Source organism: Thauera aromatica K172, assembly GCF_003030465.1.
Taxonomy (GTDB): Bacteria; Pseudomonadota; Gammaproteobacteria; order Burkholderiales; family Rhodocyclaceae; genus Thauera; species Thauera aromatica.
This window is the reverse complement of record NZ_CP028339.1, coordinates 1308625-1324393: the sequence shown is the minus strand read 5'-3', so window position 1 is coordinate 1324393 and position 15769 is coordinate 1308625. Positions and strand designations below refer to the sequence as shown.

Below are 15769 nucleotides of genomic sequence, written 5' to 3'. Positions count from 1 at the left end.
CTCCCGCAATGTCCGTTCTCAGCATCGCCCGCTCACCACTGCGCGCCCGGGTAGGTGCGCTGCATGTACTGCAGCGTCGTCAGCAAGTGCCCCATGTGCTCGGAGTGGCGGCCGAGCCGGCCCTGGCTGCGGAACGGCGTGTCCGCCGGCACCGTCAGCGTGGCCTCCTCCAGCACCGGCAGCACGCTCGCCTGCCAGGCGGCTTCGAGCTCGCTCCAGGCCGGGCCGATGCCGGCGGCGGCAACGGCATCGTCGGTGGCATCGGCCGAAAACAGCTCGGCGGTGTACGGCCACAGGTCGTCCAGCGCGGCCTGGGTGCGGCGCTGCGATTCGGCCGTGCCATCGCCGAGGCGGATCACCCACTCGGCCGAGTGATTGAGGTGGTAGCGCGCCTCTTTCAGGCTCTTCGCCGCGATCGCCGCCAGTTCGGTGTCGGTCGAGCGCGCGAGACGCTCCCACAGCAGCACCTGGAACGCGCTGAAGAGGAAGTTGCGCACCGTGGTGCGGCCGAAATCGTGGTTCGGCAGCTCGGCCAGGGTAACGTTGCGGTAGTCGCGCTCGACGCGCAGGAAGGCGAGCTGGTCTTCGTCGCGGCCCTGGTCTTCGAGCTTGCCCGCATGGGTCAGCAGCAGGCGGGCCTGGCCGATGAGGTCGAGCGCCATGTTGGCGAGGGCGAGGTCTTCCTCGATCACCGGGGCGCGGCCGCACCATTCGGACAGGCGCTGGCCGAGGATCAGTGCGTTGTCGCCGAGGCGCAGCACGTATTCGAGATGTTGTTGGCTCATGGGGGGGAATCCTTGTCTCTGCGAAGTCGGGGCAAAAATGCGCCGCCGGGAACGGGGCGCCGCTTCCCGGCGGCCCTGCTCACATGTGATTGACTTCGTCGGGCAGCTTGTAGAAGGTCGGGTGGCGGTAGATCTTGTCCTCGGCCGGGTCGAACAGTTCGGGCTTCGCATCGGGGTCGGAGGCGACGATGTCGGACGCCCTGACGACCCAGATCGAGACCCCTTCGAGGCGCCGGGTATACACGTCGCGCGCCACCTGCAGCGCCATTCTTGCGTCCGGCGCATGCACGCTGCCGCAGTGTTTGTGATCGAGTCCGTTACGGCTGCGGATGAAGACTTCCCACAGCGGCCATTCCTTGCGTTCCATGTCAATGCTCCTCTACGGGCGGCCTTGCCTGCCGCCTCTGGTGGTCGGGATCGGTGAAGACGGCGCCGCTCAGGCGGCCTGGCGCTCGCGTGCAGCCTGCTTTTCGGCATGGGCGAGGGCGGCTTCGCGCACCCAGGCGCCCTCCTCCCAGGCCCGCCTGCGCTCGGCCAGGCGATCGACGTTGCACGGACCGTGGCCGCCGACCACGTTCCAGAATTCGTCCCAGTCGATGGCGCCGAAGTCGTGATGGCCGCGCTCGGCATTCCACTTCAGCGCAGGATCGGGCAGGGTGACGCCGAGCACTTCGGCCTGCTTCACCGTCGCATCGACGAACTTCTGCCGCAGATCGTCGTTGGAGATGCGCTTGATGCCCCAGCGTGCGGTCTCGGTGTGCACGCTGTCGTGGTCGTGCGGGCCGAACATCATGATCGACGGCCACCACCAGCGATTCACCGCGTCCTGCACCATCTCGCGCTGCTCGGCCGTGCCTTTCATCATCGTCAGCAACAGGTCGAAGCCCTGGCGCTGGTGGAAGGATTCTTCCTTGCACACCCGGATCATGGCGCGCGCATAAGGGCCGTAGCTGCACTTGCACAGCGGGATCTGGTTCATGATCGCGGCGCCATCGACCAGCCAGCCGACCACGCCGATGTCGGCCCAGGTCAGCGTCGGGTAGTTGAAGATCGAGCTGTACTTGGCCTTGCCCGAGAGCAGCGCTTCGTAGAGCTCATCGCGCGATACGCCGAGCGTTTCGGCCGCGGCGTACAGGTAGAGGCCGTGGCCGCCCTCGTCCTGCACCTTGGCGAGCAGGATCGCCTTGCGCTTGAGGCTGGGGGCGCGGGTGATCCAGTTGCCTTCGGGGAGCATGCCGACGATCTCGGAGTGGGCGTGCTGGCTGATCTGCCGGACCAGCGTCCGGCGGTAGGCGTCCGGCATCCAGTCCTTGGGCTCGATGAAGCCGCCGGCATCGATCCTGGCGTTGAACTGGGCGACGTACTCGGGGTTTTCGGCGATGCGCGGGGCCGCGTCGCGGTCGGGAATGCTGAGGGACTGGGTATACATGCTTCGCTCCTCGGTGGGGGCGGCGGCGCCTGAGGCCCGCCGCGCTGTAGGTATCGGTTGTTGCGGGCTCAGCTTCTGGGGCGGCGGTCGATGACGCGCCGGGCCTTGCCGATGGTGACCCGCTCGATGCTGAACGGCTCGCCGACGACGACCTTGCACGACACCCCGATCAGGCTCTTGATCAGGTGGGTCAGCTCCTTGGCGAGCGCTTCCTTGTGCTCGGGGTGGCGTCCGACCTGGGCTTCCGGGTTCACTTCGACCCGGACCGTGAGGGTGTCCATGTGGCCGTTCTTGTCCACCTCGAGCAGGTAGTGCGGCGCCAGCTTGGGCATCTTGCAGATCAGCTCCTCGATCTGGGTCGGGAACACGTTGACCCCGCGGATGATCAGCATGTCGTCGCTGCGCCCGGTGATCTTGGCCATCCGCCGCATGCTGCGCGCAGTGGGCGGCAACAGGCGGGTCAGGTCGCGGGTGCGGTAGCGGATCACCGGCATCGCTTCCTTGGAGAGGGACGTGAACACCAGCTCGCCCTCGGCACCGTCGGGCAGCACCTCGCCGGTCATCGGGTCGATGATCTCGGGATAGAAGTGATCCTCCCAGATGGTCGGGCCGTCCTTCGTTTCGACGCACTCGTTGGCCACCCCCGGCCCCATCACTTCGGACAGGCCGTAGATGTCGACCGCGTCCATGCCCGAACGCGCCTCCATCGCCTCGCGCATCGCCGGCGTCCACGGCTCGGCGCCGAAGATGCCGATCTTGAGCGAAGTGCTCTTTGGATCGATGCCCTGCGCTTCCATCTCGTCGAGGATCGTCAGCATGTAGGACGGCGTCACCATGATGATCTTCGGCTTGAAGTCCTGAATCACCTGGATCTGCTTCTCGGTCTGCCCGCCCGACATCGGCACCACGGTGCAGCCGAGCTTCTCCGCGCCGTAGTGCGCCCCCAGGCCGCCGGTAAACAGCCCGTAGCCATAGGACACGTGAACCATGTCGCCGGGGCGTCCGCCCGAGGCGCGGATCGAGCGCGCCACCATCGTGGCCCAGGTGTCGATGTCCTTCAGCGTGTACCCGACCACCGTCGGCTTGCCGGTGGTGCCGGACGAGGCGTGGATGCGGGCGACCCGCTCCAGCGGCACCGCGAACATCCCGAACGGGTAGTTGTCGCGCAGGTCGTGCTTGGTGGTGAACGGGAACTTCGCCAGGTCCTCGAGCGTGCGCAGGTCGTCCGGATGCACGCCCTTGGCATCGAAGGCCTGGCGATAGTGCGGCACGTTGTCGTACGCGTGGCGCACGCTCCATTGCAGCCGTTCGAGCTGCAAGGCGCGCAGCTCGTCGGCGCTGGCCGTCTCGATCGGCTCGAGCTGCGCAGGCGCGTAGCGGTTGATCGGCATGGTCTCCTCCTTGGTGTGCTGGATCATTCGATATTCGATAGGTGCGTGCCGCCCTCGCCCGCCGCAATCACCGGCCGCCCCTTCTTCCGGTACGACTTGCCGCGCAACAGCGCGACCAGCTCACCGGCCTGGTTGGTGACGCGGATGTCGTACAGCCCGGTGCGTCCCGCGGCCTGCACTTCGTGCGCTTCCGCGGTGAGGACGTCGCCCAGCCGCCCCGGGCGCAGGAAATCCAGACTGATGCCCGAGGCCACGGTCTGCTCGTTGCAGGCGTTGCAGGCATAGGCGAAGGCGGAGTCGGCCACCGCGGTGATGAAGGCGCCGTGACAGGCGCCAAGGCCGTTGAGCATGCGCTCCTCGACGGTCATGGTGAGGCGCGAATACCCCGGGCCGATGGCCGCGATTTCGATTCCCAGTCCGCGCGAAGCGTGGTCGCGCGCATACATCGACCGGCCGACCTGCTCGGCCACGGCCTGGGCATCCTGTGCTTGCGCTGTCGGGCTCGTCTTGTTCATCCCATCCTCTCCATTGCGATGCGGGTACGCGACCCGCCGAATTTGCCCATCCGCCGACCAGCGGCTTCGATGTTCCCGCCGGCCAGGCGCCGCGGGAACGGCCGTTCACCGGCCCTTGAACTGCGGCGCACGCTTGTCCATGAATGCGGCCACCCCCTCGCGGTAGTCTTCCGAACGCCCGCAGGCCGACATCAGGTCGCGCTCGACGTCGAGCTGGGCTTCGAGGCCGCGCAGCGAGCTCTCCCAGATCGCCTTCTTGGTCTGCGCGTAGCCGAAGGTCGGCCCCTGCGCGAGCTGGCGCGCAACCGCGCCCACCGTGCTCATCAGCGCAGCATCGTCCACCGTCTTCCAGATCAGCCCCCACTGCTCGGCCTGCTCCGCGCTCAGGCGTTCGCCGAGCAGGGCCAGGCCGAGGGCGCGCGCCGGCCCCAGCAGGCGCGGCAGGATCCAGGTGCCGCCGGTGTCGGGAATCAGCCCGAGCTTGCTGAACGCCTGGATGAAGCTCGCCGAGCGCGCGGCGAACACCAGGTCGCAGGCCAGCGCGATGTTCGCCCCCGCCCCCGCGGCGACGCCGTTTACGGCGGCGATCACCGGCAGCTCGAGCGCGCGCAGCGCCAGCACCAGCGGCTTGTAGTTCTTTTCCACCGACGCCCCCAGATCGACCGCCTCGCCGCCGGGCGCGACGTTGCGGTCGGACAGGTCCTGGCCGGCGCAGAAGCCGCGCCCGGCGCCGGTGAGCACGAGCACGCGGACGCTGCCGTCGGCCCGCCCCACGCGCACCCGCGCCAGCGCCTGGCGCAGCTCGTCGTGCATGCGGTCGTTGAAGCTGTTGAGCCGCTCCGGGCGGTTCAGCGTCAGGGTCGCGACCCCGTCCTCGACTTCGAAAAGAATCGTCTCCATCGCCACGTCCATGTTCCCTATCTCTCCATTCTGCGGGGCCGGGGTGCCATGCTGCCCATCCAGCTCGTTTATAAATTTGACCGATCGGTCAATCAATAGTAGTCTTGAGCTACATCAAAAGACAAGCACTTTTTGCCCCCGAGACCTTGCCGGCACAAAATTTTTGTGCAGCCCACACTATTCCACCGTGCGTGCCGGCCTGACCACCCCCAGGAGACGACCATGAGCCACCCTCTTTTCGAAGCCCACAAGCCGACCCTCGACGCCGCCCTCTCCGCCCTGCATACGCGCGGCTACTGGAGCCCCTACGCCGAAAACCCGAGCCCGAGAAGCTACGGCGAGGACGCCGCCGAAGCCGGCAAACGCGCGTTCGAAAGCCACCTCGGCCGCGACTTCGTCCTCGACCAGCCGGGCCAGGCCGGCTGGGCCGCGACCGAGCGTTCCCCCTACGGCGTCGCCCTCGACGTACGCTACCCGGTCTGCGCTCCCGACGCCCTGATCGGCGCCGCCGAAGCGGCGATGCCCGGGTGGCGGAAGCTCGGTGCCGAAGGGCGGGTCGGGATCTGCCTGGAAATCCTCCAGCGCCTGAACCGACGCAGCTTCGAGATCGCCCACGCGGTGATGATGACCACCGGCCAGGGCTGGATGATGGCCTTCCAGGCCGGCGGCGCACACGCCCAGGACCGTGGCCTCGAAGCGGTCGCCACCGCGTGGGACGAGATGAGTCGCATCCCCGCCGAGGCGGTGTGGGAAAAGCCCCAGGGCAAGAACCCGCCGCTGCGCCTGCGCAAGCACTTCGAGATCGTCGGCCGCGGCGTCGCGCTGGTGATCGGCTGCGGCACCTTCCCCACCTGGAACACCTATCCGGGCCTCTTCGCCGCGCTCGCCACCGGCAACCCGGTGATCGTCAAACCTCATGAAAACGCCATCCTGCCGGCGGCGATCAGCGTCGCCATCGCGCGCGAAGTGCTCGCCGAACAAGGCCTCGATCCGAACCTGGTGACGCTCGCGGTGGTCGACGACCCCGCCGCCACCCGCCACCTCGCCACCCACCCGGCGGTGAAGTCGATCGACTTCACCGGCAGCACCGCATTCGGCAACTGGCTCGCCGACAATGCCCGCCAGGCCCAGGTGTATGCCGAACTGGCCGGGGTCAACAACGTCGTCATCGAGTCCACCGACAACTACAAGGGCATGCTGAAGAACCTCGCGTTCACCCTGTCGCTGTACGCCGGCCAGATGTGCACGACGACCCAGGCGATCATCGTTCCCGCCGGCGGCATCGACACCGACCAGGGCCGCAAGAGCTTTGATGAAGTCGCTGCCGACCTCGGCGCCGCCGTCGCCCGTTTCCTCTCCGACGAGAGCGTCGCCACCGCGGTGCTGGGCGCGATCCAGTCGCCCGCCACCCTCGCCCGCATCGAGGAAGCCCACGGCTTCGGCCAGATGGTGCTGGCCTCGAAGGCACTCACCCATGCCGAGTTCCCCCGGGCGCAGGTGCGCACGCCGGTAATCGTCGCCTGCGATGCCGCCGACGAGGCGGCCTATATGGAAGAGCGCTTCGGCCCGATCAGCTTCGTCGTGCGCGCGGCCGACGCCGACGCCGCGCTGGCGTTGTCCGAGCGCATCGTGCGCGAGCGCGGCGCGCTGACGGTGGGGCTGTACTCCACCCGCGACGCGGTGGTCGAGGCCATGACCGAAGCGACGCTGCGCGCCGGTGTGGCGCTGTCGCTGAACCTCGCCGGCGGGGTGTTCGTGAACCAGTCCGCGGCGTTCTCCGACTATCATGGTGTGGGCATGAATCCGGCCGCCAACGCGAGCTACGCCGACGCGGCCTTCGTTGCCAACCGGTTCCGCGTCGTGCAGCGCCGTTACCATATCGACTGAGCCCCCTGAAAACACCCCCGGAGGAAAACGCCCCATGCCCTGCTACGAAATTGACGGCGTCCGTCCCGTCATCCACCCCACCGCCTTCGTTCATCCGGATGCGGTGCTGATCGGCGACGTCTTCGTCGGGCCGGGCTGTTACGTCGCCCCACAAGCCTCGCTGCGCGGCGACTTCGGCCGCATCGTGCTCGAAGAAGGAAGCAACGTGCAGGACGCCTGCGTCCTGCACGGCTTTCCCGAAATCGACACCGTGGTCGAGCAGAACGGCCACATCGGTCACGCCGCGGTACTCCACGCCTGCCGCGTCGGGCGCAACGCCCTGATCGGCATGAATGCGGTGGTGATGGATTACGCCGAAATCGGCGAAGGCAGCATCGTCGCCGCCTGCGCCTTCGTGAAGGCCGAGATGAAAGTGCCGCCCGGCATGCTGGTGGCGGGCGTGCCGGCCAAGGTCCTGCGCCCGCTGACCGACCAGGAGCGCGCGTGGAAGATCGTCGGCACCGAGTGCTACCACGCGCTCGCCGCGCGCAGCCTCGCCACCCTGAAACCGTGCGAGCCGCTGCGCGAAGCCGACCCCGAACGCCGCCGCTTCGAGATGCCCGACATCGTGCCGCTCAGCGAAGCGCGCCGGCGCGCCGGCTGAGTCCGTTGCGAAGGGCGCTGCGGCGCCCTTTTCCGTTCACCGCGCGGGCAGCCCCCGCTCGAAAGGATAAGGCCACTCGTCGCGGTCCTCCGAGAACAGCTGCGCCACCAGCCCGCGCAGCCAGCGATTGCGCGCATCGTGGTGGTAGCTGCGATGCCAGTGCTGGTAGAGCTCGATGCACGGGATCGGCAGCGGCGGCTCGACCATGCGGATGTTGGCGCCGATCGACGAAAAATAATGGCCGATCGCGTGCGGCACGGTCACGATCAGGTCGGACTTGCCGACGATCACCGGCAGGCTCATGAAATGCGGCGTGCTCAGCACGATCCGGCGCTCGATGCGCTGGCGCTCGAGATATTTTTCGAAGACTTCCTGGCTGCGCCCTTCGGCGCGCACCACCGCATGGCCCAGTTCGAGGAACTGCTGCAGGCTGATGCGCTCGTCGCGCAACGGATGATCGGCGCGCAGCAGGCAGACGAAGCGGTGATCGAACAGTTTCTGGCGGTAATAGCCGGCAGCGTCGAGATCGGGAAAGTAGCCAATCGCCAGATCGATCTCGCCCGCCGCCATCGCCCGCGACAACTCGCTCGGCGTCACCGCGACCGAACGCAGCGTCGCCTGCGGCGCCAGATGGCGCAGGCTGTCGAGGATGCGGGGCAGGAACACCATCTCGCCCACGTCCGACATCGCGAAGGTGAACTCACCCACCACCTGCTGCGCATCGAAGCGGTCGCCGGCAAGGATCTCGGTATCGACCTTGGCCAGCACTTCGCGCGAGCGTGCCGCCAGCGCCTGGGCCCGCGCGGTCGGCGTCATGCCGACCGCGGTCTTGATGAACAGCGGCTCGCCGAAGATCCGCCGCAGGCGACCAAGTGCGGTGCTCACCGTGGGCTGACTGACGCCGAGGGCAAGCGCCGCAGCACTGACGCTGCCGGCGTCATGGACGGCGAGCAGCACGCGCAGAAGGTTGAGATCGAAGTCACGCACGGCGAACGGTTATCAAAAATCGAAATAAAAGTAATCAGCTGATTGCTATTGTGCCCCAGACCTCCGCGTTTTTTAATGGCCGAAACAAAAAAACGAATAACAGCCCACTCCCGGGCCACTACGGAGGAGAAGCCGACATGTCTTTGCACCCCCCTTGTACTCCCCGCTGTTCGCAGCCGAGCCCGACCGACCGCCGCCGGAGCGTCCGATGAACGCCGCCGAACTGCTCTGCGCCGGCCGCGCCGATGCGATCGCGCTGATTGAAGGCGACACCCGGCTCGATTACGCTGCGCTGCGTGCGCTGTGCATCCGCAATGCCGCTGCGTGGATCGACGCGGGCATCGTCGCCGGCCAGCGCTGCGTCATTTCGCTGGCCGACGGCATCGACTGGGCCGGCGCCTTTCTCGGCCTGATCTGGGCCGGTGCCCAGCCGATCTCGGTCAACCCCCGCACCAGCGACGCACAGCTGCGCGAACTGGTGGAGGATTCCGGCGCGGTCGCACTGCTGCTCGACGACGCGCGTGCCGCCAGCCTGGGCGACGCGCGCGCGATCGGACTGACGGCGTGGCGCCAGCGTACCGCGGCGGCGACGCACGCTCCCGCCGCGGTCGACATGGACGAGGACGCACCGGCCTTCCTGCTCTACTCCTCGGGCACCACCGGCAAGCCGAAGGGCGTGATCCATGCGCAGCGTGCGGTCAAGCATGCCCACGTGTTCGCCCGCGACATCCTCGGCGCCGGTGCCGAAGACCGCTTCTATTCGAGCTCCAAGCTGTTCTTCGCCTACCCGCTGGCGAATTCCTTTTTCGCCGGCCTGCGCCTGGGTGCGACGGTGATCCTCGATCCGGCCTGGCCCGACCCGCAGCAGGTCGCGGCCACGGTGGAAAAGCACCGCCCGAGCATCTTCTTCAGCGTGCCGACGCTGTACCGACGCCTGCTCGATGCCGGCACCGCCTTTCCCGCGCTGCGTGCCGCGGTATCCGCAGGCGAAGCCTGTCCGCCGGCGCTCGCCGAGGAATGGGCCGCGCATACCGGCGTCGAGCTGGTCAACGGCTACGGCACGACCGAGACCCTGTCGCTGATGCTCTACCGCACCCAGGCGATGCCGGCACTGTGCGCGAGCCCGCTGACCGACGTGGTCGAGGAAGACATCCCGGGCAGCGAGGGCAGCCGCCAGCGCCTGTGGTTCTCCCACCCGGCGATCGCGCTCGGCTATTCGCGTGAAGTGACCCACGATACGGCACGCTTCGGCAACGGTACGTTCTCCCCCGGCGACGTCTTCCGCCCGGCGGAGAGCAGCGAAGGGTGGCAGTTCGCCGGCCGTACCGATCAGCTGGTGAAGGTGTTCGGGCGCTGGGTGGACGTGCTCGCGGTGGAGAACGCGCTGCACGAGCGCCTGAAGTCGCAGGTCAACGAACTCTGCGTCGTTCCGTCCCAGGCCGACGACGCGGACGTGATCCGCCTGCATCTGTTCGCCGTGCCCGGCAGCACGCCGGAAAACGAGCTCCTGCGCACCGCCCGCGAGGCGATCGAGGCCTTGCCGCCTTACCAGCGTCCGGAGTCGGTGCATCTGGTGGAGGACTTTCCGCGCACCGACACCGGCAAGCTCAGGCGCGGCGAACTGGCCAAGAGCCTGCCGAACTGATCCCGCGCCGCCCCGGCGGAAGGAGTACCGGCAAACGGGGCGGCCGCGCGCAGGGCGCCCCGTTCAGCGTGCGAGCGCGCACTCCACGCTGGCGATCTTGTCTTCCATGCTCTGCTCGCGGTCGGTGCGGGTGCCGAGCCGGATCGTGCTGGTGATGCGCGGCGCGCCCATTTCATGCACCACTTCATGGCAGCGCTTGACCGCCGCCATCACCGCGTCCCACTCCCCTTCGATGTTGGTCCCGTAGGCGTGGAGCTGGGACTTCAGCCCGGCCTCGGCGATCACGCGCTCGCACGCGGCGACATAGCTGGACACGGACAGTCCCACCCCGAGGGGAACGACACACAGATCAACGATCACTTTCATCGGACCGGCTCCGGAAAAAGGTTATTGAAACGGTTCTTGGCGGTTCTTCAATCCGCAGCGGGAGACGCCGCCCCGCACCCGCCGCATGCTACCTCAGGCGCCCGCCCCCGCGTAGAGCCCCAACCCAGGCCCGGCGCCCCAACCCAGGCCCGACTCAAAGCCCGCTCAGTGCGCTCTGAATCTGCGCCAGCAACCACTGCAGGGCGGGATTGGCTTCGTGCCGGGGGTGCCAGTACAGGCGCACTTCGAACTCGGGCAGCTTGAACGGCGCCTCGAGCATCACGACTTCGCCCTGGGCGCAGAACGTCGCCGCCACCCGTGAAGGCAGGATCACCACCAGCTCCCCCTGGGCGATCAGTTGCGGCAGCGCGGTGAAGTACGGCAGGTCGATCGCGATCTGGCGCACCACACCCAGCTCGGCGAGCACGTCTTCGGCCAGCCTGTGCCCGGAAAAAGTCGACGACACCGCGACGTGGCGCGAGGCCAGGAAGTGGTCAACGCTCATCGCACCGATCCTTTGCGCGTGACGGCGGCCGACCAGGCAGACGTAGCGCTCGCGAAACAGCAGCGAGCTGCGGCCGCGCCCGCGCAGCGTGGGCAGGTGGCCGAGCGCGGCATCGATCTTGCCGGCGGCCAGGCCGTTGATGATCTCGTCGACCGGAACCTGCTGGATTTCGAGACGCAGCCCGGGCGCCAGCGGCCGCAGGTGGACTTCCAGCGGCGGCAGGAAGGACATGCTGCCGATATCCGACATCGCCAGGCTGAAGCTGCGGCTCGTGGTCGACGGATCGAAGCGGTGCGGCTCTTCGAGCGCCGCATCGACGCTCGCCAGCGCATCGACAAAGCGCGGATACAGTCCGTGGGCGCGAGGAGTCGGCCTCAGCACCCGTTGCTCGCGCACGAACAACGGGTCGGCAAGCGCCTCGCGCATGCGCCCCAGGGCGTAACTGACGGTCGGCTGCGACAGCGACAGGCGCTGCGCCGCCGCGGTCACGCTCTGGGTTTCGTAGATGGCGACGAAACTCCGGACGAGGTTGAGATCGAAGGCATTCATTTATCTAATGCATCTATATGTAACATACACAGCATATATTGTTTCGATATTACTCCAAGAGTAGCCTTGCCCCCCTGTGGCTTTCGCACTCGGCGTCGCCCGGGTGGAACCGGCCCGCCCACGCCGACGCCGCACCTCGAGCGCCACGACAAGTTCAACGATGAGGAGACACCACCGATGAAGAACTTCCGCACCACGCTGGCCAAAGCCGTCATGCTGCCCGCCCTGCTCATTCCGGCACTGCCTTCCGCTGCGGCGGACAAGCCGGTCGAGCTGCGTTTCGCCAGCTGGCTGCCGCCGCAGCACGCGCTGGCGCGCACCGGTTTCGAGCCCTGGGCCAAATCGGTCGAGGAAGCGTCCGGCGGCTCGATCAAGGTGACCCTCTATCCGGCGCAGCAGCTGGGCAAGGCCGCCGATCACTACGACATGACCCGCGACGGCATCGCCGACATGGCCTGGGTCAGCCCGGGCTACCAGGCCGGCCGCTTCCCGATCTATGCCGCGAGCGAGCTGCCCTTCCTGTTCCGCACGCCGGGCGCCGGCTCGGCCGCGGTCGATGCCTGGTACCGCGCCTATGCCGACAAGGAAATGGGCGACGTCAAGTTCTGTTTCTCGCACATGCACGTCGGCACGCTGCACTCCAAGCAGCCGATCACCGACCCCGACCAGCTCAAGGGCATGAAAGTGCGTCCGGCCAACGGCACCGTCGCCCAGACGATGACCGCGCTCGGTGCGACCAACGTCCAGGTGTCCGCCCCCGAAGCGAGGGATGCGCTCGACAAGGGCGTCGCCGATGCCATCACCTTCCCGTGGAATTCGCTGATCACCTTCAACGTCCACCGCGCCGCCAACCACCACACCGACATGCGCCTCTATGCCGCCAACTTCGTGTGGGTGATGAACAAGAACTGGTACGACAACCTGTCCGGCAGCCAGCGCAAGGTCATCGACGACCACTGCAACAACGAATGGGCCGGCCGCGTCGGCACCGCCTGGGGCGACGAAGAGGACAGCGGGCGCGACAAGCTCGCCGCGATGGGCGACCAGAAGCTGGTGCCGCTCACCGATGCGCAGCTGGCCAAGTGGAAGCAGGCGGTCCAGCCCGTCTACGACGTGTGGGCGAAGAGCCTGCCCGGCGGCAATGCTGCCAGCGTTCTCGACGCCCTGAAGAAGGAAATCACCAGCCGTAACGCCGGCCTGTAAGGCCGCACCGCGGGACCTCCGGGTCCCGCTCCCACGGCCACGGCCCCGGCCTTTTCCCCGGGTCCACTTGCCCCCCCCCGGTCCCCGGACCGGGGTTCGCCGCTTCGTGCGGTCCCTGTCCTTTTCCGGAGCCTGCATCGGCATGAAGCAGATCCTTGCCCTTACCGAGACCCTGGCCGCCGTCTTCATGCTGCTGATCGCGCTGCTGACGACCGCCAACGTCCTCGCGCGCGAACTGTTCGCCGCGACCATTCCCGACTGGTTCGACGGTTCGCGCCTGCTGTTGGCCATCGCCATGTTCTGGGGGATCGCCCTCGCCACCCACCGCGGCAGCCACATCAGTGTCGACATCCTGTGGGAGCATCTCGGCGCGGTCGGCCGCCGCCGCCTCGAAATCACGGTCACCGCACTGTGCGTGGCCTTCTTCGCGCCACTGGCATGGATGGTGTGGGTCAAGGTCGGCAGCACCGGTACCCAGGCCACCTCCGATCTGCGCCTGCCGCTGATCTGGTTCTATCCGGTCGCTGCGCTCGGTGCCACCGCGACCGTGCTGCTCGCATTGCACCGTCTCGCCGTGCTGTGGGCACGCCACCTGGAAACGATGAAAACGGAGAATCATTATGGATCGTGACCTGGTCGCCCTTGCCGGCTTCGTGGCGATGTTCGCCATGATGGTGCTGCGCGTGCCGATCGGCGTCGCCATGGGCGTCGCCGGCGTGCTCGGCTTCGGTCTGCTCACCGGGTCCTACCCGGCGCTGAACCTGTTCGCCAACGTCCCGCTATCGGTGCTGACCGACTACGACCTGTCGGTGATCCCGATGTTCATCCTGATGGGCGCCTTCGCCTCCCACTCGGGGCTCAGCCAGGAACTCTTCACCGCGGGCCGGATCTGGTTCGGCCATCGCCGCGGCGGTCTCGCCTACGCTTCGATCGCCGCCTGCGGCGGCTTTGCCGCGATCAACGGCTCGTCGGTGGCGACCGCGGCGACGATGAGCCAGGTCGCGCTGCCGGAAATGCGCCGCGCCGGTTATGCGCCGGGCTTTTCCGCCGGCCTCATCGCCGCGGGCGGCACCCTCGGAATCATGATTCCGCCTTCGGTGATCTTCGTCCTGTACGGCATCATGACCGACACCGACATCACCCACCTGTTCGCCGCCGGGGTCGTCCCCGGCCTGCTCGGGGTGCTGTTCTACATCCTGCTCGTGCAGTACCTGGGCTGGCGCAATCCCGACCACCTTCCGGTCGGCGAAACGCACCCCTGGAGCGAGCGCCTGCGCTGCATGGGCGGCCTGTGGCCGGTGATCGTGCTGTTCTCGGTGGTGCTCGGCGGCATCTATGGCGGCTGGTTCACCGTGCAGGAGGGCGCGGGGGTGGGCGCCGCCGGCACCCTGGCGATCGGGATGGTGCGCGGCAAGCTGCGCTGGCCGCAGATCAAGCAGGCCCTGATCGAGGCACTGCGCATTTCCTCGGCGATCATGCTGATCGTCATCGGCGCCTACCTGTTCGGCTATTTCCTGACCGTGACCCAATTCACCCAGAAGGCGGTCGAAACCCTGGTCCATCTGCCGGTCGGCCCCTACGGCGTGCTCGCCCTGATCCTGATCGGTTATTTCATCCTCGGCGCGGTGATGGACGAACTGGCGATGATCCTGCTCACGGTACCGATCGTATTCCCGGCGATGATGCAGCTCGGCTTCGACCCGGTGTGGTTCGGCGTGATCACGGTGATGGCGGTCAGCTTCGGCATGATCACCCCTCCGGTCGGGATCAACGTCTTCGTCATCAACTCGATCGCCGGAGACATCGCGCTGACCAAGATCTACCGCGGTGTCGCCGCCTTCCTCGCGGTGGACGTGGTTCGCCTGGTGCTGCTGTGCGCCTTCCCGATCCTGTCCCTGTGGTTGCCGGGAACCCTGAAGTAAACCGGCCTCATCCTCCCGACGGCTTCAGCGCATGCCCGCGGCGGGCGCGCGCTGGCCGTCGCCGGGTCCGCCCTCGCTGAACAGCGCGATCAGCAGCTCCCGCAGCCAGCGGTGCCCGGGGTCGTGCTCGGCGCGCCAGTACCAGTACAGGCGGACGTCGAAGGCGGCGGTCGCCAGCGGCGAGTCGAGCGCGACGAGTTCGCCGCGCTCGACAAAAAGACGCGCCATGCGCGATGGCACGAGCGCCGCCAGATCGGTGCGCGCGAGCACCCCGGGCAGCACCAGGAAATGCGGAATCACCAGCCGCACGCGCGATTCCAGGCGCTGCTGCTGCAGGGCCCGGCGGGCTTCGGCGTGCGGGCGCACGAGCACGTAATCGAGGGCCGCGGGGTCAAGCCCGCCACCGGCGGCCGCGAGCGGGTGGTCGCGGCGCAACACGATCACGTAGCGTTCGTGCAGCAGGCGGTGCTGGGAAACATCGGCCAGCGGCGGCAGGTAGCCGACCGCGAGGTCCAGCGCGCCGCTTTCGAGTCCCGGCAGGATCGCCTCCAGCGCCATCTGCTCGACTTCGATCTTCACTCCCGGAGCACGCTGCTGGAGCGCTTCCATCAGCGCGGGCAGGAACACCAGCTCACCGATATCGGTCATGTACAGGCGGAACGTGCGCGAGGACGACACCGGCTCGAAGTGGTGGATCTGGTGGATCGCCGCATCGAGCGCATGCAGCGCCCCCGCCACCGTCCGCCCCAGCTGCTCGGCCATCGCCGTCGGCATTACCCCGCCCGGGGCACGCACGAACAACGGATCCTTCAGTTCCAGGCGCAAGCGCCGCAAGGCATGGCTGATTGCCGGCTGCGACAGCCCGAGCCGGGTCGCGGCACGGCTGACGCTGCGCTCGCGGTACACGGCATCGAACACCTGGAGAAGGTTGAGGTCCATCGCTCGATTATGCATCCCATGCATACCAGAAATGAAGCTCATCTAATGGATAGATAAAAACGGCTGACCTATAGTGAGTCTAAATCGGTACCCACCCTTCTCG

The 15769-nt window shown here is 67.5% G+C and carries 16 protein-coding genes; 6 read left to right on the top strand and 10 right to left on the bottom strand.

All coding sequences use genetic code 11. The features are described from left to right. Nucleotides 1-32: 32 nt before the first annotated feature. From paaC to paaG, 6 genes are all read right to left on the bottom strand, one after another. Nucleotides 33-785: a 1,2-phenylacetyl-CoA epoxidase subunit PaaC gene (gene paaC, locus Tharo_RS06365; RefSeq protein ID WP_107220476.1), complete on the bottom strand. Its 753-nt coding sequence runs from the start codon at nucleotides 783-785 to the stop codon at nucleotides 33-35. Nucleotides 786-864: 79 nt separating this feature from the next. Beyond that, the gene (gene paaB / locus Tharo_RS06360) at nucleotides 865-1152 is read right to left on the bottom strand and encodes a 1,2-phenylacetyl-CoA epoxidase subunit PaaB (protein ID WP_107220475.1); all 288 of its coding nucleotides are present in this window, start codon (nucleotides 1150-1152) and stop codon (nucleotides 865-867) included. Between the two features lie 69 nt (nucleotides 1153-1221). Then, nucleotides 1222-2214, bottom strand: coding sequence for a 1,2-phenylacetyl-CoA epoxidase subunit PaaA (gene paaA, locus Tharo_RS06355; RefSeq protein WP_107220474.1), 993 nt, complete (start codon nucleotides 2212-2214; stop codon nucleotides 1222-1224). A 68-nt stretch (nucleotides 2215-2282) separates the two neighbouring features. Further along, the gene (gene paaK / locus Tharo_RS06350; protein ID WP_107222338.1) at nucleotides 2283-3605 is read right to left on the bottom strand and encodes a phenylacetate--CoA ligase PaaK; all 1323 of its coding nucleotides are present in this window, start codon (nucleotides 3603-3605) and stop codon (nucleotides 2283-2285) included. Nucleotides 3606-3628: 23 nt separating this feature from the next. After that, nucleotides 3629-4120, bottom strand: a complete 492-nt coding sequence (paaI, locus tag Tharo_RS06345; protein ID WP_107220473.1) for a hydroxyphenylacetyl-CoA thioesterase PaaI — start codon at nucleotides 4118-4120, stop codon at nucleotides 3629-3631. A gap of 105 nt (nucleotides 4121-4225) precedes the next feature. Then, complete coding sequence (gene paaG, locus Tharo_RS06340; protein WP_425444951.1) at nucleotides 4226-5026, bottom strand: 2-(1,2-epoxy-1,2-dihydrophenyl)acetyl-CoA isomerase PaaG; 801 nt, start codon at nucleotides 5024-5026, stop codon at nucleotides 4226-4228. Nucleotides 5027-5242: 216 nt separating this feature from the next. Between paaG and paaN the strand changes: the two genes are divergently transcribed. After that, on the top strand, nucleotides 5243-6907 hold the full coding sequence (paaN, locus tag Tharo_RS06335) for a phenylacetic acid degradation protein PaaN (RefSeq protein WP_107220472.1): 1665 nt from the start codon (nucleotides 5243-5245) through the stop codon (nucleotides 6905-6907). A gap of 34 nt (nucleotides 6908-6941) precedes the next feature. Continuing rightward, a complete protein-coding gene (gene paaY / locus Tharo_RS06330) occupies nucleotides 6942-7550 on the top strand; it encodes a phenylacetic acid degradation protein PaaY (protein ID WP_075148361.1) in 609 nt (202 codons plus the stop codon). A 36-nt stretch (nucleotides 7551-7586) separates the two neighbouring features. Here paaY and Tharo_RS06325 read toward each other — a convergent pair whose 3' ends face one another. Then, complete coding sequence (locus tag Tharo_RS06325; protein ID WP_107220471.1) at nucleotides 7587-8537, bottom strand: LysR family transcriptional regulator; 951 nt, start codon at nucleotides 8535-8537, stop codon at nucleotides 7587-7589. 208 nt (nucleotides 8538-8745) lie between these two features. Between Tharo_RS06325 and Tharo_RS06320 the strand changes: the two genes are divergently transcribed. Next, nucleotides 8746-10182, top strand: a complete 1437-nt coding sequence (locus tag Tharo_RS06320; RefSeq protein WP_107220470.1) for a class I adenylate-forming enzyme family protein — start codon at nucleotides 8746-8748, stop codon at nucleotides 10180-10182. A 63-nt stretch (nucleotides 10183-10245) separates the two neighbouring features. Here the strand turns inward: Tharo_RS06320 and Tharo_RS06315 are convergent, their stop codons facing one another. After that, the gene (locus Tharo_RS06315; RefSeq protein WP_107220469.1) at nucleotides 10246-10548 is read right to left on the bottom strand and encodes an MTH1187 family thiamine-binding protein; all 303 of its coding nucleotides are present in this window, start codon (nucleotides 10546-10548) and stop codon (nucleotides 10246-10248) included. A 154-nt stretch (nucleotides 10549-10702) separates the two neighbouring features. Beyond that, complete coding sequence (locus Tharo_RS06310) at nucleotides 10703-11602, bottom strand: LysR family transcriptional regulator (RefSeq protein ID WP_107220468.1); 900 nt, start codon at nucleotides 11600-11602, stop codon at nucleotides 10703-10705. A 177-nt stretch (nucleotides 11603-11779) separates the two neighbouring features. On the opposite strand from Tharo_RS06310, the gene Tharo_RS06305 reads away from it, so the two are divergent. The 3 genes from Tharo_RS06305 (at nucleotide 11780) to Tharo_RS06295 (ending at nucleotide 14727) form a co-directional block, all read left to right on the top strand. After that, complete coding sequence (locus tag Tharo_RS06305) at nucleotides 11780-12805, top strand: TRAP transporter substrate-binding protein (RefSeq protein ID WP_107220467.1); 1026 nt, start codon at nucleotides 11780-11782, stop codon at nucleotides 12803-12805. Between the two features lie 142 nt (nucleotides 12806-12947). Next, nucleotides 12948-13436: a TRAP transporter small permease gene (locus Tharo_RS06300; RefSeq protein WP_107220466.1), complete on the top strand. Its 489-nt coding sequence runs from the start codon at nucleotides 12948-12950 to the stop codon at nucleotides 13434-13436. Next, nucleotides 13426-14727 carry a TRAP transporter large permease gene (locus Tharo_RS06295; RefSeq protein WP_107220465.1) on the top strand — a complete coding sequence of 434 codons (1302 nt, stop codon included), beginning with the start codon at nucleotides 13426-13428 and terminating at the stop codon, nucleotides 14725-14727. The genes Tharo_RS06300 and Tharo_RS06295 overlap by 11 nt, the downstream gene beginning before the upstream one ends. A 24-nt stretch (nucleotides 14728-14751) precedes the next feature. Here the strand turns inward: Tharo_RS06295 and Tharo_RS06290 are convergent, their stop codons facing one another. Beyond that, nucleotides 14752-15666 (bottom strand): LysR family transcriptional regulator, encoded by a 915-nt coding sequence (locus tag Tharo_RS06290; RefSeq protein ID WP_211309666.1) that lies wholly within the window; start codon nucleotides 15664-15666, stop codon nucleotides 14752-14754. Between the last annotated feature and the right edge of the window lie 103 nt (nucleotides 15667-15769).

Coding starts and splice junctions, on each gene's coding strand:
- paaC (WP_107220476.1), bottom strand. CDS start 785: ATGAGCCAACAACATCTCGAATACGTGCTGCGCCTCGGCGACAACGCA.
- paaB (WP_107220475.1), bottom strand. CDS start 1,152: ATGGAACGCAAGGAATGGCCGCTGTGGGAAGTCTTCATCCGCAGCCGT.
- paaA (WP_107220474.1), bottom strand. CDS start 2,214: ATGTATACCCAGTCCCTCAGCATTCCCGACCGCGACGCGGCCCCGCGC.
- paaK (WP_107222338.1), bottom strand. CDS start 3,605: ATGCCGATCAACCGCTACGCGCCTGCGCAGCTCGAGCCGATCGAGACG.
- paaI (WP_107220473.1), bottom strand. CDS start 4,120: ATGAACAAGACGAGCCCGACAGCGCAAGCACAGGATGCCCAGGCCGTG.
- paaN (WP_107220472.1), top strand. CDS start 5,243: ATGAGCCACCCTCTTTTCGAAGCCCACAAGCCGACCCTCGACGCCGCC.
- paaY (WP_075148361.1), top strand. CDS start 6,942: ATGCCCTGCTACGAAATTGACGGCGTCCGTCCCGTCATCCACCCCACC.
- Tharo_RS06320 (WP_107220470.1), top strand. CDS start 8,746: ATGAACGCCGCCGAACTGCTCTGCGCCGGCCGCGCCGATGCGATCGCG.
- Tharo_RS06315 (WP_107220469.1), bottom strand. CDS start 10,548: ATGAAAGTGATCGTTGATCTGTGTGTCGTTCCCCTCGGGGTGGGACTG.
- Tharo_RS06310 (WP_107220468.1), bottom strand. CDS start 11,602: ATGAATGCCTTCGATCTCAACCTCGTCCGGAGTTTCGTCGCCATCTAC.
- Tharo_RS06305 (WP_107220467.1), top strand. CDS start 11,780: ATGAAGAACTTCCGCACCACGCTGGCCAAAGCCGTCATGCTGCCCGCC.
- Tharo_RS06300 (WP_107220466.1), top strand. CDS start 12,948: ATGAAGCAGATCCTTGCCCTTACCGAGACCCTGGCCGCCGTCTTCATG.
- Tharo_RS06295 (WP_107220465.1), top strand. CDS start 13,426: ATGGATCGTGACCTGGTCGCCCTTGCCGGCTTCGTGGCGATGTTCGCC.
- Tharo_RS06290 (WP_211309666.1), bottom strand. CDS start 15,666: ATGGACCTCAACCTTCTCCAGGTGTTCGATGCCGTGTACCGCGAGCGC.